The following is a 26,297-nucleotide window of genomic DNA, read 5'->3' on the forward strand; positions in this document are numbered from 1 at the left end:
CTGTCAGCCGACCGTCGATCGGTCCCCGGGGATCAGCTTCTGCAACGTCGGCGCCAGGATCATGCCGAACGTCAAGGTATCGCCGTAGGCTCGCGCAGAGAGCATTGCGCCATGAACGGTCGCCATGAAGGCCTCCGCCTCGACGCGCGGCGCGGCGGAGATTGTCAATTTCTTCTGCTCGGCGCCGCGCTCGATGACGCCGGCCAGCCAGCCTGAGAGAAACCGAAAATACGCCCGGACCTCCACGGCAACCTCCGGCGGAAGAGCGGGAAGCTCGCTGGCAAGCAGGGCGCAGACGCAGAACGGCCGGCTTGCGTCCTCGATGCACCGAGCCCAGAAGCCGGCGTAGGTTCGAAGCAGCTCCGGCGGCTCATGCACATTGCGCTCAAGTTCTCCCATGCCCGTGACGGCATCCTCCAGGTAACGCCTGACCAGGGTTTGCACCAGGTCGACCTTGCTGGGGAAGTGGTGATGGATGCTGGCCTTGCGGATACCGATCACCTCGGCGATATCGGCGTAGCTGAACCCGTTGTAGCCGCCGGCGACGATGAAGGTTCGCGCGGCGGCCAGGATATCATCGGCAGTGTGCGAAGGCTTGTTCATGGACATGCCTAACGTCCAGCGGAGGAAAGCTCAACTCACCCCTTGCGGCGACTTCCGCACGATATCGCTTACCGAAAGCCACACCGCGGACACGAGGAAGTAGAAGGCGCCGAAAGCGGCATAGGGCGCAACGTTGGCGATGCCGATGGCCTCCGTGCCGCCGGCCATCTTCACGAAGAACAGGCCGGCCAGCGCCGACTGGGCACCGCTCAGGATCATCGCCCACTGGGCGCCGTTGGTTTTCCAGCGACGCGCCGCGGTCAGAAGCTGAAACGCGCCGGAGACGACGGCCCAGACGCCATAGACCGCAAGCACCGTGTTCATGCCGCGGCCAAGCGCGACGGCGACCGCAACCGCGGTGACGATGCTGACGGCGAAATTGAGGAGCTGCGACTTGTTGCGGCGGAGCCCGCCGCTACGCTGAGCGTCGACATAGTTCGCAAGCGCATCCCACATGGGGTAGGCCACCAGCATGACGGCGGCGAGCGGTGGAACGCTCTTCGCGACGGTGAGCGCCGCCACGACCCAGGCAGCAGATACGGCAAACCGCAGATAATAATAGGTTCTGAGCCAGCCATTCGGAGACCGGGCGCGGTTTTGACCGCTCATTTTTGCAGACATGACGACTATCTCTCAGTGAGTTTCGGTGTCTACCTACTAGAAGGTAGACACTGGCTCGTCAAGCCATTTGTGCGGGTCCTGGTAGACGTCGGCTCCTGCAATAGGCGGCTCCACGATGCGCATGTCGTGTCCGCACCTTGTCGGAGCGAGGCCTATGATCGCGTGCTGAAGGTGGCGTGCGCGCTCGCCGACCTCGACGCCCAGCGAAACCGTCGGCCGCATCCATCTCGCCGAAGCGATCTCCTACCGGACGAGCGCCGAGCGGATGGCGCAGGCGGCGTGAGCCGCCGGATGGCGCGAACACGAACCAGCATAGGCTTGTGCCGAAGCGAACCTATCAGGAGAGATGAAAGGCATGTTCAGGAAAGGTATGGTCGTGACCGCCGTGGCCCTGGTGCTGGGCGGCAGTGCGTTGCACGCTTCAGCCGCAGGTCAAGGAGGACCTGGCGCACGAAACCATGTCGTAAAGCATGGCACACGAAACCATAGGGTAAAACAAGGCGCACGAAAGCCTGCCGCAAAGGCAGGCCGCAAGAGTAAGAAGCCCGCTGCATCCAATCTTGCGTTGCCCAGCAACAGCGTTGCTGTGGGAGGGCCTCATACCGGTTTGAAGTTCATCGGAAACGTTCCGTGACGAGCCGTCGCCGTTCCGCTTACAGCACGCGCTCCTTCGCCTTCAGCTCCAGGCGCCGCGCGTGCAGCACCGGCTCGGTGTAGCCGTTGGGCTGAACCGTCCCCTTGAACACCAGGTCGCAGGCAGCCTGGAAGGCGATGGAAGCGTCGAAATCCGGCGCCATCGGCCGGTAGAGCGGATCGCCGACATTCTGGCGGTCGACGATGGCCGCCATGCGCTGCAGCGAATCCCGGACCTGGATTTCCGAGCACACCTTGTGACGCAGCCAGTTGGCGATGTGCTGCGAGGAGATGCGCAGCGTCGCGCGGTCCTCCATCAGGCCGACATCGTTGATATCGGGCACCTTCGAGCAGCCGACGCCCTGGTCGATCCAGCGCACCACATAGCCGAGGATGCCCTGCGAATTGTTGTCGAGCTCGCGCTGGATCTCGTCCGGCGTCCAGTTCGGCCGCACCGCGACCGGCACGGACAGGATGTCGTCGAGCTTCGCCTTCGGCCGGCTCCTCAGCGCCGCCTGCACGGCTTGCACGTCGACCTTGTGGTAGTGCGTGGCGTGCAAGGTCGCCGCCGTCGGCGACGGCACCCAGGCGGTGTTGGCGCCGGCCTTCGGATGGGCGATCTTCTGCTCGAGCATGGCCGCCATCAAATCGGGCATCGCCCACATGCCCTTGCCGATCTGGGCATGGCCGGCGAGCCCGCATTCCAAGCCGGTATCGACATTCCAGGCCTCGTAGGCGGAAATCCAGGCGGCCTGCTTCATGTCGCCCTTGCGGATCATCGGACCGGCTTCCATCGAGGTGTGGATCTCGTCGCCGGTGCGGTCGAGGAAGCCGGTGTTGATGAATACCACGCGCTCGCGTGCAGCGCGGATCGCTTCCTTGAGGTTGACGGTGGTGCGCCTCTCCTCGTCCATGATGCCCATCTTGATGGTGTTCTTCGGCATGCCGAGCAGCGCCTCGACGCGGTCGAAGATCTCGATCGCGAAGGCGACTTCCTCCGGCCCGTGCATCTTGGGCTTCACCACATACATCGAGCCGGCGCGGGAGTTGGCGCGGCGGCCGTTTTCGCCGACATCGTGCAGCGCGATCAGCGCGGTGAGCGCGGCATCCATGATGCCTTCCGGCACCTCGTGGCCGTCGCGGTCGGTTATCGCCGGATTGGTCATCAGATGGCCGACGTTACGCACCAGCATCAGCGAACGTCCGGGCAAAAGCAGCTGGCCGCCATTCGGCGCCGTGTAGCGGCGGTCCGGGTTGAGCGTGCGGACAAAACTCTTGCCGCCCTTGGTGATCTCTTCGGCGAGATCGCCCTTCATCAGGCCGAGCCAGTTGCGATAGACGACGACCTTGTCCTGCGCATCCACGGCGGCGACCGAATCCTCGCAGTCCTGGATGGTGGTCAGGGCGGCCTCGAGCACGACATCGGCGATGCCGGCCGCATCGGTCTTGCCGATCCCGCTGGCGCGGTCGATCACGATCTCGATATGCAGGCCGTTCTTCACCAGCAGCACGGCTTCCGGCGTGGCGGCATCGCCGCGATAGCCGACGAACTGTTTTGGATCGGCAAGCGTGGTGGCGCCGGCGCCCTCGCCCACTTTCAGCGCCCCGTTCGCCACCGACAGCCCGTTGACGCCGGCCCATTTGCCGGAGGTCAGCGGCGCCGACTGGTCGAGGAAATCCCTCGCCCAGGCGATGACCCTGGCGCCGCGCGCCGGATTGAAAGCCTTGCCCTTCTCGGCGCCGCCGGTTTCGGGAATGGCGTCGGTGCCGTAGAGCGCATCGTAGAGCGAACCCCAGCGGGCATTGGCGGCGTTGAGCGCATAGCGCGCATTCATCACCGGCACCACGAGCTGCGGCCCGGCGACAACCGCGATCTCGGGATCGACATTTTCGGTCGAGACGCTGAAGGCCGGACCCTCGGGCACCAGATAGCCGATCTCCTTCAGGAAGCTCTTGTAGCCCTCCATGTCGACTGGCGCGCCGTTCTGGCGATACCAGCCGTCGAGCTTTTCCTGCATGGCATCGCGTTTGGCGAGCAGCGCCCGGTTCTTCGGCGCGAGGTCGTGGACGATGGCGGAAAAGCCGGTCCAGAACTGTTCCGGGTCGATGCCGGTGCCGACCGCTGCCTCCTCGGCCACGAAGTCATGGAGCTCCCGGGCGATCTGCAACCCGGCGATCTCGATGCGGTCGGTCATCAGGGCTTCTCCAACTGGTAGGCTTTGGCCTTGCTAGCGGGGGCCTTTGGCATGCCGGGGTTCAAGGGTCAATTCGGCTTAAGGTGAAGTAGGGCGAGCAGGGCACGGTTTCTAAGGCTGGCGCCGAGGGCGACGCTGCTGATCTCCCCCCTTGTGGGGGAGATTACGCTCTCCATTACACCGCAATCCGCGGCCGTCCTGACGCCACCGCCACCACATGCGCCTCGATGAACATGCGCTGTCCCTCGATGGTCGAGACCTTGAACTCGGTGGCGACGTCGATCTCGGCGCTGTCGGTGCCGGCATCTTTCGCCCGCTCCGCCGCGATCGCCCGCACATCGGCTTCGGCTGCCGCGATGGCCTTCGCCTCGTCGGTGAAGTCGCGCACCGTCTGCCCCGACGCCAGGCGGAACAGCCCTTCCTTGGGCTGGCTGACGCGGGCTTCGGCCGAGACGCGCACCTGGCCGACGACGGCGCCGAGCGCATTGGCGACGTCGGTATCCTCCGGCACGATGCAGCCATTGCCGACCAGCGCGGCCAGGCCGGCGTAATGCAGCGGCGCCGAGGCGCCGAGGCCGATGACCGGGCGGTCGAGCGCGACGGTGAGCCGGGCGATGCCGGGATGGGCGTCGACCGCGCGCTGCACCAGCGCATGGGCGACGGTTGCGGCGCCGTCCAGCCCGTCCTCGGCGAAGGCGGTTTCGAGGATATATTCGGCCGACCAGCGGGTCAGCGTGACCAGCACGCGCGCGGCGAGCGCCTCCGGCGTCGCGGCGATCGCCTGGCCGCGGCCGTCGCGCCGGCGGGAGAACAGCTCGGCGCCGAGGCGGGCGGCGGCGGGGTCCCAATTGGCCTGCTTGCCGAGCACATGGGCGGCGTCCGACGGCGTGAAGCCGCAGATATGCACGAGGCCACGCGCCACCAGCCGGTTCAGCGTGGCGTTCTGGGCATTGGAGGTGAGCAGCCGGTCGAGCGCAAACGGCACCGCGCCGATCGCCTCGTAGAGCTTCGCTTCCGGCGCGGTCAGCCCCGCGGCGAGGCGGTCCGGCACGCCGGTGCGCACGGCGAAGCGCCCGTCCATGCGGCCGGGATTCGGCGCGCGCAGCTGCCGCTCCAGCTCGGCGGTGACCGCCTCGCCATGCGCCAGGCCGGCCAGCGCCAGCGGCACCAGGCGGCGGGGTCCGAGCAGGATCTCCGGATCGAGCGCGCCGTCCTCCAGCGCCACTTCGGAATCGCCGCCGAGGCCGAAGGTGCGCATGGCGACAGCCTCGACCATGGTGCGGAAGCCGCCGACGGTGGCGCCTTCCGGATCGAGCCTAGGCCGGCCGCTATCGAGCACGGCGACATCGGTGGTGGTGCCGCCGATGTCCGAGACCATGGCGTCGTCGAGCCCGGTCATGTGGCGGGCGCCGACAAGGCTGGCGGCCGGGCCTGACAAAATGGTCTCGATCGGCCGCTGGCGGGCGAAGGCCGCCGACACCAGCGCGCCGTCGCCGCGCACCACCATCAGGGGTGCGGCAATGCCGCGATGACCAAGAAAGCCTTCGGTCGCCGCCACCAGTCGGTCGATCATCGAGATCAGGCGGGCGTTGAGCAAGGTGGTGAGGGCGCGGCGCGGGCCGCCGAGCTTGGCCGACAATTCGTGGCTGGCGGTGACCGGCAGGCCGGTCTTCTCGCGGATCAGGTCGCGGGCCGAAAGCTCATGCGCCGGATTGCGGGTGGCGAAATAGGCGCAGACGGCGAAGCCCGACACCGAACGCCCGAGTTCGGGGAGCGCGGCCTCGAGGCCGGAGAGGTCGAGCTTGGCTGCATTGCCGTGCACGTCGTGGCCGCCGGGGCAGAACACCACCGGATCGGTGCCGAGCGCCGTCTTCAGCCCGTCGCGCGCAAGGTCGGCCTCGGAAAAGCCGATCATGACCAGCGCCACGCGCCCGCCCTGGCCCTCGACCAGCGCGTTGGTGGCCAAAGTGGTCGACATCGAGACCAGCTTGATCGCCGCCGGATCGGTGCAGGCCTTTTCCAGCACGGCGTCGACCGCGCCGGAAATACCGACGGCGAGATCATGCCTGGTGGTGAGCGCCTTGGCCTTGGCCAGCACCTTGCCCTTGTTTGGTTGATCTAGGGGCCCGCCCTCCTCCGACCACAGCACGGCGTCGGTATAGGTGCCGCCGGTGTCGATGCCGAGGAAGAGAGGGGATTGCTTGGCGATCATGGAAAGGTCCGGCCAGATTTTCTTGCCCCGCCCTTAGCCGATACGGGCTGGCGGATAAAGGCGGGAGGGATGGGCCAAGGATAGAGAGAGTAATCTCCCCCCTTGTGGGGGAGATGGCCGGCAGGCCAGAGGGGGGCGCGAAGGATCGCCGCGCTCGTCTTTTGTCGAACGGGCGAAACCCTCCAAGGTAGATCTGACAGCTGAGACGCTGGCGGGACAGCACCCCCCTCTGCCTGCAGATCGACCTTTTTAGCAGCTCCCCCGCCAGCGTCTCCTACTTCGCCGTAACCACGCCCGTCATCGAAGCGTGGATCGCGCAATGGAACGGGTGCGAGCCGGCGGCCGATATTTTGACCTTGGCTCTCTTGCCCTTGGCGAGCTGGCCGGTATCGAAGGAACCGTCGTCCGCCGTGGCGGTGTGCGTCTTGGAATCGGCGTTGGTGAAGGTCACGGTGTCGCCGACGGCGACACTGATCTTGGCCGGATGGAATTTCATGTCCTTGATCTGGACCGCATGATTGGCGGCATAGGCGGGCATTGCGAAGGCGAGCAAGGCAAGAACGAGCACGGTACGCATGGTGGATTTCCTCCCATGGGTTGTGTAGCTGCTCCTAAACTAACGCCGGCGCACCGCTTGTCATGCCACGAACCCCACTCTTTTATGCGAACCATCGCAAAACGGCTTGTTGGCCGAGTGCCCACAACGGCACAGAAACACCTTGGTGGTGCGGGCGATGGTGTGGCCGGTGCCGGTGACGATCTCGGCATTGCCTTCGAGTTTCAGCGGCCCGTTGGCGGTGGGCGTCACGTTCAGCGGGCCGTCCGGAGCCTCCAGCGCCTGCGCTTCCTTCAGCGGCGGCTCGCCGGTGGCGGAAAAACCGGCCTTGATGTGGCTGTTGTCGCAAAACGGCTTGTTCTGCGACAGGCCGCAGCGGCAGAGCGTGGCGCGATGGAAGGTCTCGCCGCCGAGCACGATCTCGGCATGGACCGCGAGCGGGCCGTTCTCGCGCAGGCGCACGGTGTTGACCACCGGCGGCTTCTCCTGCGGCCCGCCGTCCTTGCGGCTGTAGGTGATGGCGCCCGACGGGCAGTTCTCGGCCAGCGCCACGACCTTCTCGACGCTTGCCGCATCGGGGTGGATCCATTCGCCCTTGGCATTGGGCACGAAGACATGCGGGTTGCCGAGCACGCAACTGCGCGAATGGATGCAGCGCCTGCCGCTGAAGGAAACGTCGATCTTCTCGCCTTCGACCGTGCCTGCCATTTGAGTGGGGTCTCCTGTTAGGTGGAGACGAGGCTAGGGCGGGGGTGGGAAGGGCGTCAAGCTACAAGCTTCCCCTTCTCCCCTTGTGGCAACCGCTGGAGATTGGCGAAGGCCTGGATGACAGCCAATCTCCCCCACAAGGGGGGAGATCAGCGGCTTCAGCGCCGCGCTCACTCCTCCAGATCGATCTCCTCGGTCTGGCCGCCGCTGCAGGTGTAGCAGCAGTCCTCGCAGGTTTCCTTGTTGTTGGGGCCGACGCCCCAATAGGTCTCCTCGTCGCCGTCGATCCAGGCGCCGTAGCAGATCTTCTCGCCCTCCTCGCAGGAGATCGGCAGCTCCTTGGTCTCGCCGTCGTCGAGATAGAAATCCTTGCCATTGCCCGGCCAGACATAGTCACGGTCCTGGCTGTAGAGCTCGACGCGCATGGCGTTGGGGTGGCTGTTCCTGATCTGGAAGGTGACGTCGCCGGCATGAGCGGCGGGCGTGAGCAGGACGGCAAGCGAAAGCGCGGCGGCGGCGCGGCGCGCGATGGTGATGGACATGGAAGACCCCCGAGGTCGAATCGGCCCCCACGGCCGATTGCGGGATGATGGCATGGCGCGAGCCGATGCCAAGAGGTGGCGACAAAAATAGCTGACTGAATTTGGGGCGATTGGTGCCGGCGGCGGCGACAGCTGATCTCCCCCACAAGGGGGGAGATTGGCAGCTTCAACGCCCCGCGCTACTCCGCCAGATCCACCGTCTCGGTCGAATGGTCGGTGCAGATGAAGCAGCAGGTGTCGCAAGCGCGGTCGTTGTCGGGGCCGACGCCGGCGGTGACGGAATCGTCGCCGTTCACCCAAGCGCCCCAGCAGATGTGCTCGCCATTGTCGCAGGAGATCGGCACGGATTTCTTCGCCCCCGGACGGATGAGGAACACCTTGTCGTTGCCCGGCCAGACTTTTTCGCTGTCGCGGCTGAAGAGTTCCAGCGCCACGCCGTCCGAGCGCTGGCTGCGGACGAAGACGGACATGTCGGCGGCAAAGGCCGGCGTGGAAAGCAGAAGGGCGGCGAGGAAGATGCGAATCATGGTGGGGTTCCCGAGAGGAGTAGAGCACGGGTGGAGTGCGTAATCTCCCCCCTTGTGGGGGAGATGCCCGGTCCACCCTCCGCAGCTGCAGCGCAGCTGCTGCGGAGGACGGGCAGGGCAGAGGGGGGCGGTGTCCCGCCGGCGTCTCCATTCGTCATCCTCGGGCTTGACCCGAGGATCCATGCCGTGACGTTTGGCGTAGAGTGCAACGGCGCAGAATTCTGTAACCGCTGCAATACTTTGCCGTAACGGCATGGATCCTAGGGTCTGCGCGCGTCGCTTCGCTCCTTGCTTCGCCCTAGGATGACGAATGGCTAACGCCGAGTTCCTTCACGCCCCCCTCTGTCCTGCCGGACATCTCAAGGGGGGAGATCAGCAGTTTCGGCGCCCCGCTCGTCCTGCGACGTCGGCGATTTGCGAGGCCGGCCCTACTTCCGCACCACCACATGCGGCGCGAACTTGCGCACCGCCTCGACCATGTCGTCGCCGCGCGCGTCGAGCGAGGAGATCTCCATATGCACGATGGTCTTGCCGAAGGGCATCAGGCCGAAGGCGTTGGCGGCGGCATATTTGATTTCGTCGGGCGGCTCCTCGGTGAGCTCGAAATTGAGCATCGCCGCGCCCTTGCCGCCGGCGGCGAGGCGCACGCTCCGCACCTTCGCCCACGGCACCAGCACGTCGCCGGCGCGAGCATCGCGGAAACCTTGGCTGTCAAGGGTGACCTTGACCGAGGTGTCGAAGGCGCCGCGCACGATGAAGAAGCCGAGCGCAAGGCACGCGGCGCCGAGCAGCGCGATGATCAGCACATGCCCGCCACTCGCGCCGGCAGCCAGGCCCTGCAGCGCGCCGAAGCCGAAAATGCCGCCGATCAGGAACGGCCCCAGCGCCGGGAGGATCTTGCCGGTGGGGCTGTTGCGGATTTCGAGCGGCGCGGCCATGTCCGGCCCGCTCACGGTTCCGATTTCAACAGCGTCCAGATCCAGCCGATGAAGGTGAGGACCAGGAACGGATAGCCGGCGGCGGGCAGGGGCGAGGAGGTGGGCAGCAGCGGCGCGCCCCACAGGATCATCGCCGCCGAGACGACGAAGAGCAGCGCCGAGACGAAAGCGGTGAGCCGCATCCAGAGCGCGAAGGTGGCCGGCGCGCTGACCATGGTGAGCCCCGCCGCCCAGAGCGCAATGCCGCCGACATAGGACGGCACGCTGGCCTGCAGGCCCGCCGCATTGCCGGCCAGAAGCAGGCTTTCGCCGGCGAGGAAAGTGAGGAAGCCGGCCGCGACGAGGTCATTGCCGAGCCGCTGGTATTTCATCGTCAGCAGCGCCGCCGCGACGACGACGCCCACGCCGTCGATGGTCCACAGCGTCTCGCGCAGCGCATCGCCCGCAACGAACGTGCCCGCCATGCCCAACGCGCCGCCGACGGCGAGGCCGATCGCGGCGACGGTGTCCGAGGTGGAGCGCATGTGATGTCTCCCCAAGCTGGGGAGCATAGTACTTCGGGCAGACACGTTCTCCAAGCGGGCGCTCAATGAGTCTACTTCCGCAAGGTTAGCCCTAGTAGCACGCTTCAGAAGCTAGCCACTCCGAGAGACGACTTTGCAAGGCTTCTTTAATTTTCGTTTCGCATTCCCATACAATCAAAACGTCCCAACCGAGCCGCTGGATATCCCCTACAGCGCGGTTATCGCGTTCAACATTCTGTACAAATTTCTGCTGCCAGAATTCGTGGCGAGTTTTTGGCACACTTGACAGTCGACACCCTGGATGGCGATGCCAAAAACAACCGTGAACAAAAATAACCTTCCTCAGTCGAGGAAATACTAAGTCCGGAGTTCCCGGAAGATCGCGCCGATGCAACCGAAAGCGATATCCGAGGCCATGAGCCAACCCTCGGACAACCGTCTCAGGCTTCGTATCTCGCTGTCCAACTCGCGCCATGAGCGCCGAGCGCTCTGGCGACACGGGGATACGGTCAACCTGCTTCAAGGATTTTAGGCCTGTGCTGGGGGGGCTTCATGGCCACATCCCTCATGTACAACGCGGGGAGGGTTCAGCCGCACTCCCTACCTTGCATTAGCTGTCATCAGAATTTCTAGCCAGGCAAAAATGTGTGCCCATTATATGGCAGCTTGCACCGGGCGCTTTGCGGGTTCCAAGAATTCATGTCTGTCAATAAACCGCTCTACGGCTCGGACCACAGTCCTCAGGTACATAGAAGTATTTTCGGCTATTTCTCTCAAACCTGCGGTGGTCTCTTTTTCCCCACATTCCCTGAACGAAATGGATCCGTGCGCGAGATCATTTCGGAGTTTGACAACCAAGGCCAACGGGCCAAGATTATCCCTGAATATCCGCTTTGCGGCAACCCTTACCGCCGGTGTCAGCCTTAGCCGCAAACCGACACGCTGGAACATATCTTCTATATTAGTGTCACTCCAGTTTCCGCCACCACCTTTCTCAAGTTTGAACTCTGGAAGGGGGTCCGCCTTGACTAGCAAATCGGCCATCGCAACGGCATACTTCAATCGGTTCTCGGCGTTTAGTTCCTTGTTGGCCGCGACAACCACTTTTACCCACTCTTTTCGGAAATGTGGATTAAGGTCGGCGGCCTTCCATGCACCGTTCCAGGATGCGGAGGCGAGCGCATCTAAGCAGCGCGTCATCATCGCCTCTATTAAATTATATAGCTGCACAAAAACGCCTGCCCTCAAAATCTGAATCTGCTGGGGCGAGAGCGGATTTCCGGCGGCGCCAAACCTCGGTGGTCCTAGCAGAGCAGCCGCTTCCAGTTCGTCCAGAAAGCTGAGATAGGCATTAACCTCGGAAAGGCGCTCATCAAAAGCAGTTTCAAGGGGTCCCGGCATCGGCCAACAACCTGTCACGCACGAAGTCAATACGCGCCCGTAGCTTCGACAATACATTCGCTCCGTCTGACGTAGTCACCTTGGAGAAGGCTTCGGAGTCTACCCACTCGGCAACTGGGACCTCAGGCCCGTCCGCCTCGATACTCGGGTTCTCCTTCATCGCAAGGTAAGAGCCGATGGCTAATCCCTCGAATCGAACCCGCGGTGTTGTGGTGCTAGTTTTGGTTTTACGGAATCCATTGGGGCTGTGCTGCTCAATAAACTTAACCATTTTGGCGAAACGAGATCGGTACGCATCGATCAGTACCGGACTTTGCTGAAAGCGTTCATTCATTCGCCGTGTATAGTCAAACAGAAAAACAGCCGGCCGATCTTTATAACCATCAAGCCCGTCACCATAAGCAAAGAAACGAGTCACAAGTTCCTCGCGCTCGCGCTCATGGAGGGCTTTCTGTGGAACAGGGGCCAACTTCACGAACTGCGTATTCTTGGCCAATTCAATCACAAGATTGATAAACGGCCCACCTAGTGCACCTCGGCGCACCTCCGCTTTGTTTGCAGCTTTACTTCCAGTATTAATTCGCTCGAACATATCAAATCGAGCTTGATCGTCCGCTTTTTCGTTCAGAACGATACCTCTTATCGACCGATTCTTTACTTTTCGCTGTCGTGATTCCAGCAGATCGGCGAAGCAGGAATTTGATAGGGCCGGCAACTCTTCGAGTTCGCCGAGGCGTAGGCCGCCATGAACCCATTCTTCAATGGTGCGAAGGCGCTGTGACCCATCTACAACTTCAAGTCGCCCGTTTGGCATCTCCCAAAAAAACAAGAATGGGATTGGCAGTCCCATTAGAACAGATTCAATAAAGCGCGACTTGCGGTAGGGCTCCCACGTAAATTCGCGCTGGTAAGCAGGTACGACGAATTCCCCGTCTTTCATCTTGTCTGCTAAGAATTCAATTGTGAACTCTACGAGATAAGAGTCTATTCGCTTCGAGCGCTCGATTATTTCGAGCTCTGCCGCATTTCTGGCAGATTCGTCAAAGCCATCGGTCGTCTTGGATTTGCCCATGCGTATCCCCCTGCGCCAGTGTTTTAGACTCATGAGCGGCTTCAGGAAAGTCAGTTTTGTATCGATTGAATATTATTGATGTGAGCCAATACGCTTCGCCCAATTGCTTCGCCCAATTTCGGCGGGACTGCATTGCCGATCAACATTCCTACCTTATCGAAAGTAGGTCGAGTATCATCAGGGATAAATGAATAGGTTTCTGGAAATGACTGCAAAATCGCCGCCTCGCGGAGCGTAATGGCACGATCTTGATCCGGATGCCCAAACCTCCCATTTCCATAGCCGAAGCACTGCGTGGTCATTGTCGGGGCAAAGTCATCCCAAGACATGCGACCATAGACGGAGGGGTAAGTCTCGCCCGTCTCCTTCTTGTGGCAACTCGCCCGGAGGTCGGACGGCCAATCTCGCCATGTTCCGCCCGGCTTTGAGGCTCTGATCCTTCGCAGATTGGTTGGACTCAATCGACATGCCACATGCAAGGAATCGTGAGTGGATGCCTGCCCCGCATTTAGTCGAGGCAACGCAGCAATCGCGTCTCGAACAGTCAACTGCTTAGTGCCCGCTTCAGCCTTCGGCACACCTATCGGTCCGATACGTGACGCAATTAATACCAGCCTCTTTCGTGTTTGCGGGACGCCAAAATCACTACACAGGACTTCGTCCCAGGCCACTTCGTAATTAGATGCCTCTAGTCCCTTGACGAACTCCCGCCAGATCGATTTGGCCGCCAAGCCACGGACATTCTCCATAGTCACAATTTCTGGCTTGACTTTGATGGCTAGCTTCAGGAACGAACGGAGCAACTCCCACCTACCGTCTGGCGTCTTCCGACTTTGGGAATAGGTAGAGAACGGCTGACAAGGTGCGCACCCAGCCAACACCCGAATATCCGCGCCTGCGAACCAACCGTCGAGTTCAGCCTTAGTCAGATCATCGACGCTTTTTTCGGCAAATTTACCGCCACAATTAGTCTCAAACGGATGGCGGCAAGCAGGATCGAGGTCGACACCCGCTGCAATCTCAAACCCCGCTGATTTCAAGCCATAGGCTAAGCCTCCGGCGCCGCAAAATAGGTCCACCACCTTAACAATGGGCATGCGTTTTTTCTGCGGAGTGATCGAGTCAGACATAGTAAACATAGTATCTGATTCGCGAGGCTTTGAATCGCCTGAAGACGCCCCCTCAATCGCCCATCTTCAGCGCCTGGATAAACGCCTCCTGCGGGATATCCACTTTCCCAAACTGCCGCATCCGCTTCTTGCCCTCTTTCTGCTTGTCGAGCAGCTTGCGCTTGCGGGTGACGTCGCCGCCGTAGCATTTGGCGGTGACGTCCTTGCGGAGCGCCGAGACGGTCTCGCGGGCGATGATGCGGCCGCCGATGGCCGCCTGGATCGGGATCTTGAACAGGTGCTGCGGGATCAGCTCCTTCAGCTTCTCGCACATGGCGCGGCCGCGCTTTTCCGCCGCTGACCGATGCACCAGCATGGATAGAGCGTCGACCGGCTCGTCATTGACCAGGATCGACATCTTCACCAGGTCGCCCTCGCGGTAGTTGGTCAGGTGATAGTCGAAGGAGGCGTAGCCCTTGGAGATCGACTTCAGCCGATCGTAGAAATCGAACACGACCTCGTTGAGCGGCAGGTCGTAGGTCAGCATGGCGCGTTTTCCCACATAGGAGAGATCGGCCTGGATGCCGCGCCTGTCCTGGCAGAGTTTCAGGATGCCGCCGAGATAGTCGTCGGGCGTCAGGATCGTGGCGCGAATCCACGGCTCCTCGATCGAGGCGATCTTGACCACGTCGGGCATGTCGGCCGGGTTGTGCAATTCCTTGGTCGTGCCGTCGATGAGGTTCATGCGATAGACGACGGACGGCGCGGTGGCGATGAGGTCGAGGTTGAACTCGCGCTCCAGCCGTTCCTGGATGATCTCCAGGTGCAGCAGCCCAAGGAAGCCGCAGCGGAAGCCGAAGCCGAGCGCAGCGGAGGTTTCCATTTCATAAGAGAAGGACGCATCGTTGAGGCGCAGCTTGCCGACGGCGGCGCGCAGGTCCTCGAAATCGGCGGCGTCGACCGGGAACAGGCCGCAGAACACCACCGGCTGCGCCGGCTTGAAGCCGGCAAGCGCCTTTTGCGTCGGTCGGCGGTCCTCGGTGATGGTGTCGCCGACGCGGGTGTCGGCCACTTCCTTGATCGAGCCGGTGAAGAAGCCGAACTCGCCGGGGCCGAGCTCGTCGACGTTGACGCGGGCCGGCTTGAAGACGCCGGTGCGCTCGACGAGATATTTCGCGCCGGTGCCCATCATGCGGATGGTCTGGCCCTTCTTCATCACGCCGTCGATGATGCGCACCAGCACGATGACGCCGAGATAGGCGTCGTACCAGCTGTCGACCAGCATCGCCTTGAGCGGCGCGGCGATGTCGCCCTCGCGCGGCGGCGGCAGCTGGTGGACGATCGCCTCCAGCACGTCCGGCACGCCGAGGCCGGTCTTGGCCGAGATCAGCACGGCATTCGAGGCGTCGAGGCCGATCACCTCCTCCACCTGCTCGCGGATGCGCTCGGGCTCGGCCGCCGGCAGGTCGACCTTGTTCAGCACCACGACGATCTCGTGGTTGTTGTCGATGGCCTGGTAGACATTGGCCAGCGTCTGCGCCTCGACGCCCTGGCTGGCGTCGACCACCAAGAGCGAGCCCTCGCAGGCGGCGAGCGAGCGCGACACCTCGTAGGCGAAGTCGACATGGCCGGGCGTGTCGATGAGGTTCAGCACGTAATCCTCGCCGTTCCTGGCGCGGTAGTTCAGCCTGACGGTCTGGGCCTTGATGGTGATGCCGCGCTCGCGCTCGATGTCCATCGAGTCCAGCACCTGCTCCTTCATGTCGCGCTCCTCCAGCGCGCCGGTGAGCTGGATCAGCCGGTCGGCAAGCGTGGATTTGCCATGGTCGATATGGGCGACGATGGAGAAATTGCGGATGTGGTCTAGGGGCGTCGTCATGCGGCGCGCTTTAGCAGGGGCAAGGGTGAGGGGCAAGCGGGGCGCCCTTTTCCTTCTCCCCTTGCGGGAAAAGGGGCGCCGCGCAAAATCAACTTAAACTTTCATCCATCCCTTTAAGGCATAATTCTACCCTCGAGTGTAGGCGGGCTGTGCTGCCGACGGCGTCTGGGGGGTCAAGGAATGTTTTCGTCCGCAAGGGATTTCGTCCGCTCCCAAAACGGCTCGATGATGCCGATCATGGTCATAATGACGATCCCGCTGCTCATCGCGGTCGGCTTTTCCGTCGACTACACCTCGGCGGTGACGACCAGGAGCAACATGCAGAACGCGCTGGACGCCGCGATCCTGTCGATCACCACGATGGAGACCACGACCTCGAAGGCCGACCGGCAGGTCGCGCTGCAGCAGGCCTATGCGGCCAATAACGGGGACGGCACGGTAACGCTGCAGAGCGTCGATGTCGCCGCCGACGGCACGGCGAGCTTCAGCGCCACGGCGGCCTATCCGATGCCGACCAATTTCATGACGATCGCCAACATCAAGACCGTCGCCATCGGCGTCGGCGCGTCGGTGCGCAAAACGCCGGCGCTGACGCAGGCCGATTTTAAGGTGACGAAGGTGTCGGGCTATTGGAACAAGACGATGTATCTCTACGGCACCAAGTTCGCGCAGACGAACGCGCAGAGCCTGATGAAGATCGACTACAAATACGTCCCCTATCAATTCACCTATAAGGTGGGCACCAAGAGCTACACCGTGAGCGAGCCGAAGGGCTACGGCACCACCTCCGTCTACACGGTGAACGGAACCACGCAGACGCAGGTCCAGCAGCAGACCTGCACGACGACCGGCTCGCTCACCGCCTTCAGCAATCCGCCGGCCGGCTCGATCCCCGGCAGCGTCAAGGACAGCAAGTCCGGCAAGACGATCTACTTCAACACCACCTGCGCGACCACCACCTACCCGGCCAACGGCGCCGGCGCGGCGATCGACGTCAGCCAGATGGACAAGCTCTACCTGCAGATGGACGTTCCCTCGGGCAATCCGCAGACGCTGAAGTCGGACGATGCCGCCACCTCGAACCGGCTCTATATCGGCACCAGCGAAACCGACATGCCCGAGGTCGCGACGGGCGAGAAGGTCGACATCTTCAGCGCCGTGCCCTGCAACCAGACCAGCTACCAGGCCTGGGAAGACGGCGGCAACCCCGTGCCGGCCGATGTCAGCAACGCCGACTTCTTCTACAACGTGACCGGCAAGTGCGCCTTCAACAAGCGCCAATCCGAAACCGTGATGACGCAGTAGCGGTGGAACTGCCGATCTCCCCCCTCGTGGGGGAGATTGGACGTCGCGTATGCCTTCGCCAATCTCTGGCGTCGGCGATTGCCCAATCACAAACCGGTGAAGCCTGTAACGAAGCCTTCCGCCGCGGCGAAATCAGAGCATTGCCGCAACGGAGACTGCTTCTCATGACTGGACCAAGGACAACGCTCGGCAGGCTCGCCGGCGCCGCTTTTGTCGCGCTTGCCGCCACGGCCGGGGCTGCTTCCGCGCAGCCGCTCACCGTGGTCGAACTGTTCACCAGCCAGGGCTGCTCGTCCTGCCCGCCGGCCAATGCCAATCTGATCAAGGTCAAGGACCAGCCGGGCGTGCTGGCGCTGTCCTTCAACGTCACCTATTGGGACTATCTCGGCTGGAAGGACACTTTCGGCCGGCAGGAATTCACCCAGCGCCAGGTCAATTACGAGCCGCCGCTCGGCCATGACGGGCCGTTCACGCCGCAGGTGGTGGTGAACGGCCGCACCGACGCGGTCGGCGCCAAGCCCGGCGAGATCCAGGGCCTCATTGCCAGGGCCGACCGCGCCGAGAGTCCGGAGGTGTCGCTTGCCGGCGGCAAGGTGAGCATCGGCGCCGGCACCGTTTCCGGCGAAGCGGCCGACGTCTGGCTGGTGCGCTACGACAAAGGCGTCGTCGAGGTGCCGGTGGCGCGCGGCGAGAACAGCGGCCGCACGCTGCCGCATGCCAATGTCGTGCATTCGCTCGAGAGGCTCGGCCGCTGGAACGGCAAGGCCACGACGCTGCCGCTGCCCGCGGCAACCGGCGGCCTGAGCACCGCGGTGCTGGTGCAGCAACCGGGCGGCGGGCCGATCCTGGCCGCCGCCGCGAACTGATCGATCATCCCTTTTCGCGCGGCGCCGCAGGACGCGGCAGCGCACCATCCGGCCCGCATCGCGCGCCACAACCCAAGGAGACCACCATGACCAGATTCCTGACGGCGCTCGCGCTTGCGCTCGCAACCACGGCTTTCGCCGCCAGCGCCCGCGCCGACGAGGCGACCAACGCGATGAAGCCCGCCAACGCGATGGCGACGGACGCCATGAAGCCGGCGACGGACGCGATGAAGCCGGCCGACGCGATGAAGCCCGCGGACGCCATGAAGCCCGATGCGATGAGCACCCAGGCGATGAAACCGGCGACGGATGGGATGAAGCCCGCCGACGCCATGAAGCCGGCGACGGATGCCATGAAGCCGGCCGATGCGATGGCTCCGGCGCAGTAAGTCGGCGGCCGGCGGGGCTGACAATCGCAAAGGGCACTCCCCCCGCTCCGTCTCGGCGCTGCGCGCCGATCCACCTCTCCCCCATTTCATGGGGGCGAGGAAATGCCAACCGCCGAGGCCGCCGCACGGCAAAGTGAGAACCCCCACGGCGGTTTCCGTCGTATATATTGGAACAACGACAAGGAGGTCAGACATGACTGGGATCGAAAAGAAAACCGAACGGCGATCGCCATTCCTGGCCCCGCTCGCGGCGCTGGTGCTGACGGCGGCGGCCGCCGCCTTCTGGCAGACGCCCGCACGCTCGGCCGAGGACGCGGTGGTGATCCCGCCGCCGGCCCTGGATGAAAAAGCGGCCGGCGGCATGGAGAAGGCCGTCTTCGCTGGCGGCTGCTTCTGGGGCGTGCAGGGCGTGTTCCAGCACGTCAAGGGCGTCAGCAAGGCTGTGTCCGGCTACGCCGGCGGCAGCGCCGAGAACGCCGTCTACGAGGTCGTCGGCACCGGCCGCACCGGGCACGCCGAATCGGTCGAGATCACGTATGATCCCTCCAAGGTCACCTATGGCCAGCTGCTGCAGGTCTATTTCTCGGTCGCGCACAATCCGACCCAGCTCAACTACCAGGGGCCGGACCAGGGCACGCAGTACCGCTCGACGATCTTCGCCGAGAGCGACGAGCAGAAGAAGGTCGCCGAGAGCTACATCGCGCAGCTCGACAAGGCCAAGGTGTTCGGCAAGCCGATCGTGACGACGCTGGAGACCGGCAAGACCTTCTATCCGGCCGAGGACTACCATCAGGATTTCCTGACGCTGAACCCGACCTACCCCTATATCGTCTACAACGACCTGCCCAAGGTCGAGAACCTGAAGTCGCTGTTCCCGCAGCTCTACAGCGAAAAGCCGGTGCTGGTGCTGGCATCGAGCAAAAGCTGAGCATGCCATCCAGAGCCTTCTCCCCGTCACTATACGGGGAGAAGGTGCCGGCAGGCGGATGAGGGGCGGCGCCGGCATTGAAAAGGATGGGCCTACCCTGCCGCTCTGCTTGATAGGTTTGCGCTGCCCCTCATTGCCCTGCCGGGCATTTCTCCCCGTATAGTGACGGGGAGAAAGACGCTGTCACCAGCTCCCCTCAATCATACGTCAGATCCGTCGCCTTCCCGCCGAACACCCGGTAGGCATAGAAGGAATAGAAGATGATGATCGGCAGCACGACGACGGTGCCGACTAGGATGAAGGCGAGGCTCTCCGGCGCCGAGGCGGCCTGCCAGATCGTCAGCCTGTCGGGCACCACGAACGGGTAGAACGACCAGGCGAGGCCGGCGAAGCCGAGCGCGAAGATGGCGGCCAAGGTCAGGAACGGCGTCAGCGCATGGCTGTCGTCGGGCCGCGGCAGATGGAAGGTCTGCCGCCACAGCCACAGGAACAGCAGCGCCGACAGGATCGGCAGCGGCGAGAGATAGAGCATCTGCGGCCAGAGGAACCACTTGTCGAAGATGCGCGGGCTGGCGAACGGCGTGGCCAAGGAGACCGCCACCATGCCGAGCGCCGTCAGCACCAGCGTGACGCGCAGCCAGCGCACGGCCTTGACCTGCAGGTCGCCCTCGGTCTTGTAGATCAGCCAGGCGGAGCCCATCGCGGCGTAAGCCGCCGAGAGGCAAAGCGCGACCAGCGCGCCGAAGGCCATGCCGCCGAGGCCGACATCGAGGCCGAGCACATAGACGCCCAGCATATAGCCCTGCGCCAGCGAGGCGGTCGCCGAGCCGATGAGGAAGATGCGGTTCCAGCGCTGCTTCTCGCCGGCCGGCACCTTGGCGCGGAAGTCGAAGGCGACGCCGCGCAGGATCAGCCCGACCAGCAGCAGGAAAACCGGGATATAGAGCGCGGTCAGGATGGTGCCGTGCGCCATCGGGAAGGCGACCAGCAAAAGCCCGACGGCCAGCACCAGCCAGGTCTCGTTGGCGTCCCAGAACGGGCCGATCGCGGCGATCATGGTGTCCTGCTCGGAGCTTTCAGCGACGCTGAACAGGATGCCGATGCCGAGATCGAAGCCGTCGAGGATGACGTAGATCAGGATGGCGAGGCCCATCAGGCCGGCGAAGATCAGCGGAAGCGCGGTCGGCCAGTCGAAGCTCATCGTTTCACTCCCCAGCGGCTTGCTGCGAAAGGGCCGCATTCATGGCGCCCGGCAGCGGCGAGGCGTCGCCGTCCTTGGCCGCCTTCAGCGCCAGATGCACCAGCACGCTGAGATAAGCGATCAAAAGCAGCACATAGAGGATGAGGTAGACGGCCAGGGTCAGCGCGACATGGCTGCCGGCGACCGGGCCGACGGCATCCGCCGTCTTCAGCACGCCGGTGACCAGCCAGGGCTGGCGGCCGATCTCGGTCGTGTACCAGCCGGCCAGCGTCGCCAGCCAGCCGGACAGCGCCATCGGCACCATGATGAGGGCCAGCGGCTTCGGCAGGCTGTGGCGGCGCTTGAGGAAGAAGGCGGCCGACCAGGAGACGATCAGCATCAATATGCCGGTGCCGACCATGATGCGGAAACCCCAGAACACCGGGAACACCGGCGGGTGGTTGCCGGGATAGTCGTTCAGGCCCGGCACGACGCCGCTTGGCGAGTGACGCAGCACAACGCTGGCGCCATCGGGAATAGTGAGCTCGAACCGGTTCTCCTTGGCCGCCTCATCGGGCCAGGCGAACAGCACCAGCGGCACGTTGGGCCCGGTGTTCCAGTTCGCCTCCATGGCGGCGATCTTCTGCGGCTGATGCTCGAGCGTGTTCAAGCCGTGCTGGTCGCCGGCGAAGATCTGGATCGGGATCAGGATGGCGGCGGTGAAGACGCCGGTGCGCAGCGCTTTCCACATCGATTCCGAGCGGTCGCCGTAGAGGTAGCGCAGCGCCGACAGGCCGGCGATCAGGAACGAGACGGTGAGCCCGGAGGCGAGCAGCATGTGGACCAGCCGGTAAGGCATGGACGGATTGAAGACGACCGCCCACCAGTCGAGCGCATGCGCCTTGCCGTCGATCATCGCGAAGCCGGCCGGCGTCTGCATCCAGGAATTCAGCGCGATGATCCAGAAGGCCGAGACAGTGGTGCCGCCCGCCACCAGCACGGTCGCCAGCGTGTGGATGCGGTTGGAGACGCGGCGGAAGCCGAACAGCATGATGCCGAGGAAGGCAGCCTCGAGGAAGAAGGCGGTGAGCACCTCATAGGCCAGCAGCGGGCCGGCGATGTTGCCGACCGTTTCCATATAGCCCGGCCAGTTGGTGCCGAACTGGAAGCTCATGGTGACGCCGGAGACGACGCCCATGGCGAAGGACAGCGCGAAAATCTTCACCCAGGTGAAATAAGCGCGCATCCAGGCGGAATCGCCCGTGGCGTTGTAGCGTAGCTTGAAGAACAGCAGCACCCAGCCAAGTGCAATGGTGATCGCCGGAAACAGGATATGGAATGAAATATTCGCGCCGAACTGGATACGCGACAGAATGAGCGGGTCCATGGGCGACTCCGGCTGCTGCTATTCTTCGAGGATAGGCCTCGAAGGCACATCGGTCAAAGCGGCGCGGCGTCACGCGAGGCGCGTTGTCGCAGCGCCAGGCGGCAGCCGTCCCGGACTGGATAGACCTGGCGCGTGACGGCTTCTCGACGCCGGGGGGTCGCGCAACGCCGTTGCGCCGCCGGCCGGCGAGAGGCGCGTGGCCGGAACTGTCAGGAAAACCGTCGATTGCCGGTTTGCATAAAACGCCATCCGACCTATATCAGGTCACGTTTTCCAGCCGGCCGTTTTTCAGCATGTCATCCATCATCTCGATTTCCGGTGTCACGAAAACCTATGCCACCGGCTTCAAGGCGTTGAAGGAAATCAACCTCGATATCGAGCGCGGCGAGATCTTCGCGCTGCTCGGGCCGAACGGCGCCGGCAAGACGACGCTGATCTCGATCGTGTGCGGCATCGTCAACCGATCGTCGGGCACGGTCACCGTGGACGGGCACGACATCGGCAAGGACTATCGCGCCGCGCGCAACCTGATCGGGCTGGTGCCGCAGGAGCTCACCATCGACGCCTTCGAGACGGTCTGGGCGACGGTGAACTACAGCCGCGGCCTGTTCGGCAAGGCGCCGAACAAGGAATTCGCCGAGAAGGTGCTGCGCGACCTCTCGCTGTGGGACAAGAAGGACGCCAAGGCGATCACGCTTTCGGGCGGCATGAAGCGCCGGCTGATGATCGCCAAGGCGCTGTCGCACGAGCCGCGCGTGCTGTTCCTCGACGAGCCGACGGCCGGCGTCGACGTCGAATTGCGCCAGGACATGTGGGCGATGGTGCGGCGCCTGCGCGAGGACGGCGTCACCATCATCCTGACCACGCATTACATCGAAGAGGCCGAGGCGATGGCCGACCGCGTCGGCGTCATCAACAAGGGCGAGATCATCCTGGTCGAAGGCAAGGCCGAATTGATGCGCCAGCTCGGCCGCAAGCAGATGACGCTGGAATTGCGCGCGCCACTCACCGCGCTGCCGGACGGGCTGTCGCGCTATGCGCTGGAGCTGTCTCCCGACGGCGACCAGCTCACCTACATCTATGACAACCAGAGCGACCGGCCGGGCGTCGCCTCGCTGATCCGCGACCTCGAGGCCGCCGGCATCCAGTTCCGCGACCTCGACACCAAGAACAGCTCGCTCGAAGAGATCTTCGTCAATCTTCTGAGGCAAGAGCCATGAACCCGCGCGCGGCCATGAACCTTCGTGCAGTCTGGGCGATCTACCGGGTGGAGATGGCGCGCGCCTTCCGCACGGTGCTGCAGAGCATCATCTCGCCGGTCATCTCGACATCGCTCTATTTCGTCGTCTTCGGCTCGGCCATCGGCTCGCGCATCACCGAGATCGATGGCATCAGCTACGGCGCCTTCATCGTGCCGGGGCTGATGATGCTTTCGCTTTTGACGCAGTCGATCTCGAACGCCTCCTTCGCCATCTACTTCCCGAAATTCGTCGGCTCGATCTACGAGCTGTTGTCGGCGCCGGTCTCCTATCTCGAGATCATCATCGCCTATGTCGGGGGCGCGGCGACCAAGTCGATCCTGCTCGGCCTGATCATCTTGGCCACCGCGGCACTGTTCGTGCCGCTCAGGATCGAGCATCCGTTCTGGATGGTCGCCTTCCTGGTGCTGACGGCGGTGACCTTCAGCCTGTTCGGCTTCATCATCGGCATCTGGGCAAAGACGTTCGAGCAGCTGCAGCTGGTGCCGCTGCTGATCGTCACGCCGCTCACCTTCCTCGGCGGCAGCTTCTATTCCATCCACATGCTGCCCGGCATCTGGAAGACGGTCACGCTGTTCAACCCGGTCGTCTACCTGATCAGCGGTTTCCGCTGGAGCTTTTACGGCAAGGCGGACGTCTCGGTCGGCGTCAGCCTCGGCATGACGCTGGTGTTTTTGGCCGCCTGCATTGGGATCGTGGCGTGGATCTTCAAGACCGGGTATCGGTTGAGGAACTGAGGGCTGCCGTGTTCCCGAAATGGAGAGCGCGCAAGCTTTCGTGATTGGCCGGAACTCCTGTCCTGTCGTCATCCTCGGGCTTGACCCGAGGATCCATGCCGTGACCTCGAAACGCTGCCCCCGGTGCAAAATCCGCTTCTAGTATCCCTCGGCTGATGTAACGGCATGGATCCCAGGGTCTCCGCGACGCCGCTTCGCGGCTGCTTCGCCCTAGGATGACGAAGTTGCGAGGATTCGGCCAACCGCGCGACGTTCTAAATCGCCTTCATCAGCCGCAGCAGCCCCAGCATCTCCATCAGCGTTCCTTTGCGGAAGGCGATGTAGGTCGGCTCCTCCTGGCCGTGGAAGCGGCGCTTGAAGGCGGCCTGGCCCTGCAGGTTGAAGCGCGAGCGGTTGACCCAGGGCGACTGGTAGGCGCGCTGGAAGGCGCCGCGCCAGAAATTCGATTCGGCATAGCCGCTCGGCTCCACGTCGAGCAGCGGCGACAGGCCGAGCGTGACGACCGAAATGCCTTCCTCGCGAAAGCGGTCGACGGCGTATTTGGTCAGCCCGATTTCGGCATGCGAGGTGGCGTCGACATGCTTGCGCTTGAAGGCCGTGGTGTAGCCGATGACCTTGCCGCCGCTGAACAGCGGATCGAAATCGAGGATGGCGACGAGCTCGCCTTCGGGGCCATGCAGGACGAAGCGGCGCATGTCGGCACCGAGATGGTCGGCGAAAGGACGGTTGAGGAAGCCCATCTCCCAGCGCTTGACGATGCGCTCGCCGCGCCAGTTCTCGGACAGCCGCGAAACCTCGGCCAGCAGCATGTTGGCCTTGTCCTCGGAGAAGGTGAAGCCCTTCTTCGCCAGCCAGCGCTCGGAATAGCGCACGGTTTCGTTGCGCTTGCCGGAAAAATCATGCGCCGGCAGGTGCAGCCGGGTGTCGATGCCGAGCCGGTTGACCTGATAGCCGAGCCCGGCCAGCGCCTTTGCCGTGGCGGCGCCGATCTGGACGAACCAGGGGCCGCCGGCAGCCTCGACGAAGCGCTTGATGTAGCCGGGCCTGCCGGCCGGATCGACCACCGGATCGCCGAGGGCGAAATGGTGCTTCATCTTGGTGCCGAAGGCGATGTAGCCGTCGCCGTCGCTGAAATAGGACAGCTTCTGCTGCACGGCGGTGGAATAGGCGAGCGAGAAATCGCCATGCCGGCGAACCAGCGCCAGGCGCTCGAGATGTGTCAGCTCGCGGCGCGGCACCTTGGGCGCCGCACCTTCGAGAAACCTGTCGATATGGATACGCAGGGAGGGCATGAGCTTCCGCGTGCCGATGAACAGGGACCCGCGGCCCGCGGGCCTCGAATCAGTCGCCTGGCGCGACCGATCATGTCGCCAGCGCCATATAGGATGCTATCGACCGCGAATGAAGAGGGAATGTCCGCCGTCGGAAGCCGGCACTGACCATGCTTGCCAAGCCACCTTGCCAAATTCCATGTGATGTTATATATCAAGTTATGGTTCTGCTCCGGCGGGTTGCCTATGGAAGACATTCTGCGGTCCCTCGGCTTTCTCTGCCTCGGCAGCAGGCTGAAGCGCATCGGCGAGCAGCTGCAGGCCGACACGCAGCGCGTGCTCGACCGCCTGGATGTGCGGATCCAGTCGAGCCAGTACCCCTTGCTCGCCGCGCTCGACCGACTGGGGCCGCTGCCGGTCGGCGAACTGGCGCAATCCCTCGGCATCGCGCAGCCGGGCGTGACGCGAAGCGTGTCGCTGCTGGCCGACCTCGGCCTGGTCGAGGTCATGCAATCGAACGACGACCAGCGACGCAGGATCGTCTCCCTCTCGGCGAGCGGCCGGCGGCTGGTCGACACCGCCAAGCGCGACGTCTGGCCACGCATCGAGGGCGCGGTCGCGGAGCTGTGCGCGGACCTCTCCGGACCGCTGCTCGGCCAGCTCGCCGCCATCGAGGATCGGTTGGCGGCGATCCCGCTCGACCGCCGCGTGGACGAAGCCGGTGCCAAGGCCGTCGTGCGATGAAACACGTTCTCGACCGTCCCATCTGGAGCGCGCTTGCGACGCGCCATCAGGCTCTCGCGGAAGGCGACAATTTTGCCCGGCGGTACCGGCCGTCGATCGTTCCCTTCGCCGCCACCGCGGCCGACGATGCGGAAAGCCTGCTGGCCCTCGGCAAACTGCTCCCGCCGCTTGAAAGCGCGATCCTGGTCCAGACGGATCCGATCGCCCTGCCTGCCGCGCTTGCCGCGGTTTCGACCGCGTCCCTCGTGCAGATGGTTGCCGAGCGGCCGGTGCAGGCAGTGTCCGACCAGGGTGTGCAACCGCTGACGCGGGACGATGCGGCCGAGATGCTCGCGCTCGCATCGCTCACCAAGCCGGGCCCGTTCACACTGGAGGCCTTGAGCCTCGGCGAGTTCTGGGGTGTGAAGATCGACGGCAGGCTGGCGGCGATGGCCGGCGAGCGCATGAAGCAGCCCGGCTATTCCGAACTCAGCGGCGTGTGCACGCATCCGGATTTCCGCGGCGGCGGCCTGGCCAGGCTGCTGTCGCTCATCGTGGCAAACCGGATCATGGCGCGGGGCGAGGTTCCCTATCTCCACGCCTATGACAACAACGCTCTGGCCATCGGCCTCTACGAGTCTATCGGCTTCCGGTTGAGAACCACCCTGAACATGGCCGTGGTTCGACGCGCGGGGTAGCTGGGGAGTCGCGGATGCCCATCGACGACGTCGG

General features: G+C 63.7%; 26 protein-coding genes. 8 read left to right on the forward strand and 18 right to left on the reverse strand.

Annotated elements, in window-relative coordinates; all coding sequences use genetic code 11:
- Window positions 1-3 precede the first annotated feature (3 nt).
- The 15 genes from EN874_RS12105 to lepA all read right to left on the reverse strand — a co-directional run bounded on the left by EN874_RS12105 (window position 4) and on the right by lepA (window position 15,520).
- The gene (locus tag EN874_RS12105) at window positions 4-603 is read right to left on the reverse strand and encodes a TetR/AcrR family transcriptional regulator (protein ID WP_127425045.1); all 600 of its coding nucleotides are present in this window, start codon (window positions 601-603) and stop codon (window positions 4-6) included.
- 30 nt (window positions 604-633) lie between these two features.
- Entirely contained in the window at window positions 634-1,224 is a 591-nt protein-coding gene (locus EN874_RS12110) for a DUF308 domain-containing protein (protein ID WP_245513527.1), read from the reverse strand.
- A 653-nt stretch (window positions 1,225-1,877) separates the two neighbouring features.
- On the reverse strand, window positions 1,878-4,052 hold the full coding sequence (locus EN874_RS12120; protein ID WP_127424946.1) for a malate synthase G: 2,175 nt from the start codon (window positions 4,050-4,052) through the stop codon (window positions 1,878-1,880).
- Between the two features lie 175 nt (window positions 4,053-4,227).
- Complete coding sequence (locus EN874_RS12125; RefSeq protein WP_127424947.1) at window positions 4,228-6,264, reverse strand: hydantoinase/oxoprolinase family protein; 2,037 nt, start codon at window positions 6,262-6,264, stop codon at window positions 4,228-4,230.
- A 274-nt stretch (window positions 6,265-6,538) separates the two neighbouring features.
- A complete protein-coding gene (locus tag EN874_RS12130) occupies window positions 6,539-6,841 on the reverse strand; it encodes a cupredoxin family copper-binding protein (protein ID WP_127424948.1) in 303 nt (100 codons plus the stop codon).
- Between the two features lie 60 nt (window positions 6,842-6,901).
- Window positions 6,902-7,528, reverse strand: coding sequence for a CDGSH iron-sulfur domain-containing protein (locus tag EN874_RS12135; protein ID WP_127424949.1), 627 nt, complete (start codon window positions 7,526-7,528; stop codon window positions 6,902-6,904).
- 170 nt (window positions 7,529-7,698) lie between these two features.
- Window positions 7,699-8,070, reverse strand: a complete 372-nt coding sequence (locus tag EN874_RS12140) for a hypothetical protein (RefSeq protein WP_127424950.1) — start codon at window positions 8,068-8,070, stop codon at window positions 7,699-7,701.
- A gap of 179 nt (window positions 8,071-8,249) precedes the next feature.
- On the reverse strand, window positions 8,250-8,597 hold the full coding sequence (locus tag EN874_RS12145; protein WP_127424951.1) for a hypothetical protein: 348 nt from the start codon (window positions 8,595-8,597) through the stop codon (window positions 8,250-8,252).
- 428 nt (window positions 8,598-9,025) lie between these two features.
- The gene (locus EN874_RS12150) at window positions 9,026-9,550 is read right to left on the reverse strand and encodes a hypothetical protein (RefSeq protein ID WP_127424952.1); all 525 of its coding nucleotides are present in this window, start codon (window positions 9,548-9,550) and stop codon (window positions 9,026-9,028) included.
- Window positions 9,547-10,059 carry a hypothetical protein gene (locus tag EN874_RS33695; protein ID WP_168247425.1) on the reverse strand — a complete coding sequence of 171 codons (513 nt, stop codon included), beginning with the start codon at window positions 10,057-10,059 and terminating at the stop codon, window positions 9,547-9,549. Before EN874_RS33695 ends, EN874_RS12150 begins: the two co-directional genes overlap by 4 nt.
- A gap of 91 nt (window positions 10,060-10,150) precedes the next feature.
- Window positions 10,151-10,558 (reverse strand): DNA mismatch endonuclease Vsr, encoded by a 408-nt coding sequence (gene vsr, locus EN874_RS12160; RefSeq protein WP_348631726.1) that lies wholly within the window; start codon window positions 10,556-10,558, stop codon window positions 10,151-10,153.
- A 155-nt stretch (window positions 10,559-10,713) separates the two neighbouring features.
- Window positions 10,714-11,460, reverse strand: coding sequence for an MAE_28990/MAE_18760 family HEPN-like nuclease (locus EN874_RS12165; protein WP_127424953.1), 747 nt, complete (start codon window positions 11,458-11,460; stop codon window positions 10,714-10,716).
- Window positions 11,444-12,532: a DUF262 domain-containing protein gene (locus EN874_RS12170; protein ID WP_127424954.1), complete on the reverse strand. Its 1,089-nt coding sequence runs from the start codon at window positions 12,530-12,532 to the stop codon at window positions 11,444-11,446. Before EN874_RS12170 ends, EN874_RS12165 begins: the two co-directional genes overlap by 17 nt.
- 50 nt (window positions 12,533-12,582) lie before the next feature.
- Window positions 12,583-13,629, reverse strand: a complete 1,047-nt coding sequence (locus tag EN874_RS12175) for a DNA cytosine methyltransferase (RefSeq protein WP_210235986.1) — start codon at window positions 13,627-13,629, stop codon at window positions 12,583-12,585.
- A gap of 85 nt (window positions 13,630-13,714) precedes the next feature.
- Window positions 13,715-15,520: a translation elongation factor 4 gene (lepA, locus tag EN874_RS12180; RefSeq protein WP_127424956.1), complete on the reverse strand. Its 1,806-nt coding sequence runs from the start codon at window positions 15,518-15,520 to the stop codon at window positions 13,715-13,717.
- Window positions 15,521-15,700: 180 nt separating this feature from the next.
- On the opposite strand from lepA, the gene EN874_RS12185 reads away from it, so the two are divergent.
- From EN874_RS12185 to msrA, 4 genes are all read left to right on the forward strand, one after another.
- Window positions 15,701-16,825 (forward strand): TadE/TadG family type IV pilus assembly protein, encoded by a 1,125-nt coding sequence (locus EN874_RS12185; RefSeq protein WP_127424957.1) that lies wholly within the window; start codon window positions 15,701-15,703, stop codon window positions 16,823-16,825.
- 164 nt (window positions 16,826-16,989) lie between these two features.
- Window positions 16,990-17,691 (forward strand): DUF1223 domain-containing protein, encoded by a 702-nt coding sequence (locus EN874_RS12190; RefSeq protein ID WP_127424958.1) that lies wholly within the window; start codon window positions 16,990-16,992, stop codon window positions 17,689-17,691.
- Between the two features lie 86 nt (window positions 17,692-17,777).
- Window positions 17,778-18,080 carry a hypothetical protein gene (locus EN874_RS12195; protein WP_127424959.1) on the forward strand — a complete coding sequence of 101 codons (303 nt, stop codon included), beginning with the start codon at window positions 17,778-17,780 and terminating at the stop codon, window positions 18,078-18,080.
- Window positions 18,081-18,273: 193 nt separating this feature from the next.
- Window positions 18,274-19,008, forward strand: a complete 735-nt coding sequence (gene msrA / locus EN874_RS12200) for a peptide-methionine (S)-S-oxide reductase MsrA (RefSeq protein WP_127424960.1) — start codon at window positions 18,274-18,276, stop codon at window positions 19,006-19,008.
- Window positions 19,009-19,204: 196 nt separating this feature from the next.
- Here msrA and EN874_RS12205 read toward each other — a convergent pair whose 3' ends face one another.
- The gene (locus EN874_RS12205; protein ID WP_127424961.1) at window positions 19,205-20,209 is read right to left on the reverse strand and encodes a cytochrome d ubiquinol oxidase subunit II; all 1,005 of its coding nucleotides are present in this window, start codon (window positions 20,207-20,209) and stop codon (window positions 19,205-19,207) included.
- Window positions 20,210-20,213: 4 nt separating this feature from the next.
- Window positions 20,214-21,575 carry a cytochrome ubiquinol oxidase subunit I gene (locus EN874_RS12210; protein WP_127424962.1) on the reverse strand — a complete coding sequence of 454 codons (1,362 nt, stop codon included), beginning with the start codon at window positions 21,573-21,575 and terminating at the stop codon, window positions 20,214-20,216.
- Between the two features lie 293 nt (window positions 21,576-21,868).
- Here EN874_RS12210 and EN874_RS12215 point away from each other — a divergent pair, with 293 nt between their 5' ends.
- Window positions 21,869-22,795 carry an ABC transporter ATP-binding protein gene (locus tag EN874_RS12215; RefSeq protein WP_127424963.1) on the forward strand — a complete coding sequence of 309 codons (927 nt, stop codon included), beginning with the start codon at window positions 21,869-21,871 and terminating at the stop codon, window positions 22,793-22,795.
- A 14-nt stretch (window positions 22,796-22,809) separates the two neighbouring features.
- Window positions 22,810-23,571 (forward strand): ABC transporter permease, encoded by a 762-nt coding sequence (locus EN874_RS12220; RefSeq protein ID WP_127425049.1) that lies wholly within the window; start codon window positions 22,810-22,812, stop codon window positions 23,569-23,571.
- 254 nt (window positions 23,572-23,825) lie between these two features.
- On the opposite strand, the gene EN874_RS12225 is transcribed toward EN874_RS12220, so the two are convergent.
- Window positions 23,826-24,863: a phosphatidylglycerol lysyltransferase domain-containing protein gene (locus EN874_RS12225; RefSeq protein WP_127424964.1), complete on the reverse strand. Its 1,038-nt coding sequence runs from the start codon at window positions 24,861-24,863 to the stop codon at window positions 23,826-23,828.
- Between the two features lie 225 nt (window positions 24,864-25,088).
- On the opposite strand from EN874_RS12225, the gene EN874_RS12230 reads away from it, so the two are divergent.
- Entirely contained in the window at window positions 25,089-25,586 is a 498-nt protein-coding gene (locus tag EN874_RS12230) for a MarR family transcriptional regulator (protein WP_127424965.1), read from the forward strand.
- Window positions 25,583-26,263, forward strand: coding sequence for a GNAT family N-acetyltransferase (locus EN874_RS12235; protein ID WP_127424966.1), 681 nt, complete (start codon window positions 25,583-25,585; stop codon window positions 26,261-26,263). The genes EN874_RS12230 and EN874_RS12235 overlap by 4 nt, the downstream gene beginning before the upstream one ends.
- The last annotated feature ends 34 nt before the right edge of the window (window positions 26,264-26,297 follow it).

It is taken from the genome of Mesorhizobium sp. M1D.F.Ca.ET.231.01.1.1 (assembly GCF_003999155.2).
GTDB lineage: Bacteria > Pseudomonadota > Alphaproteobacteria > Rhizobiales > Rhizobiaceae > Mesorhizobium.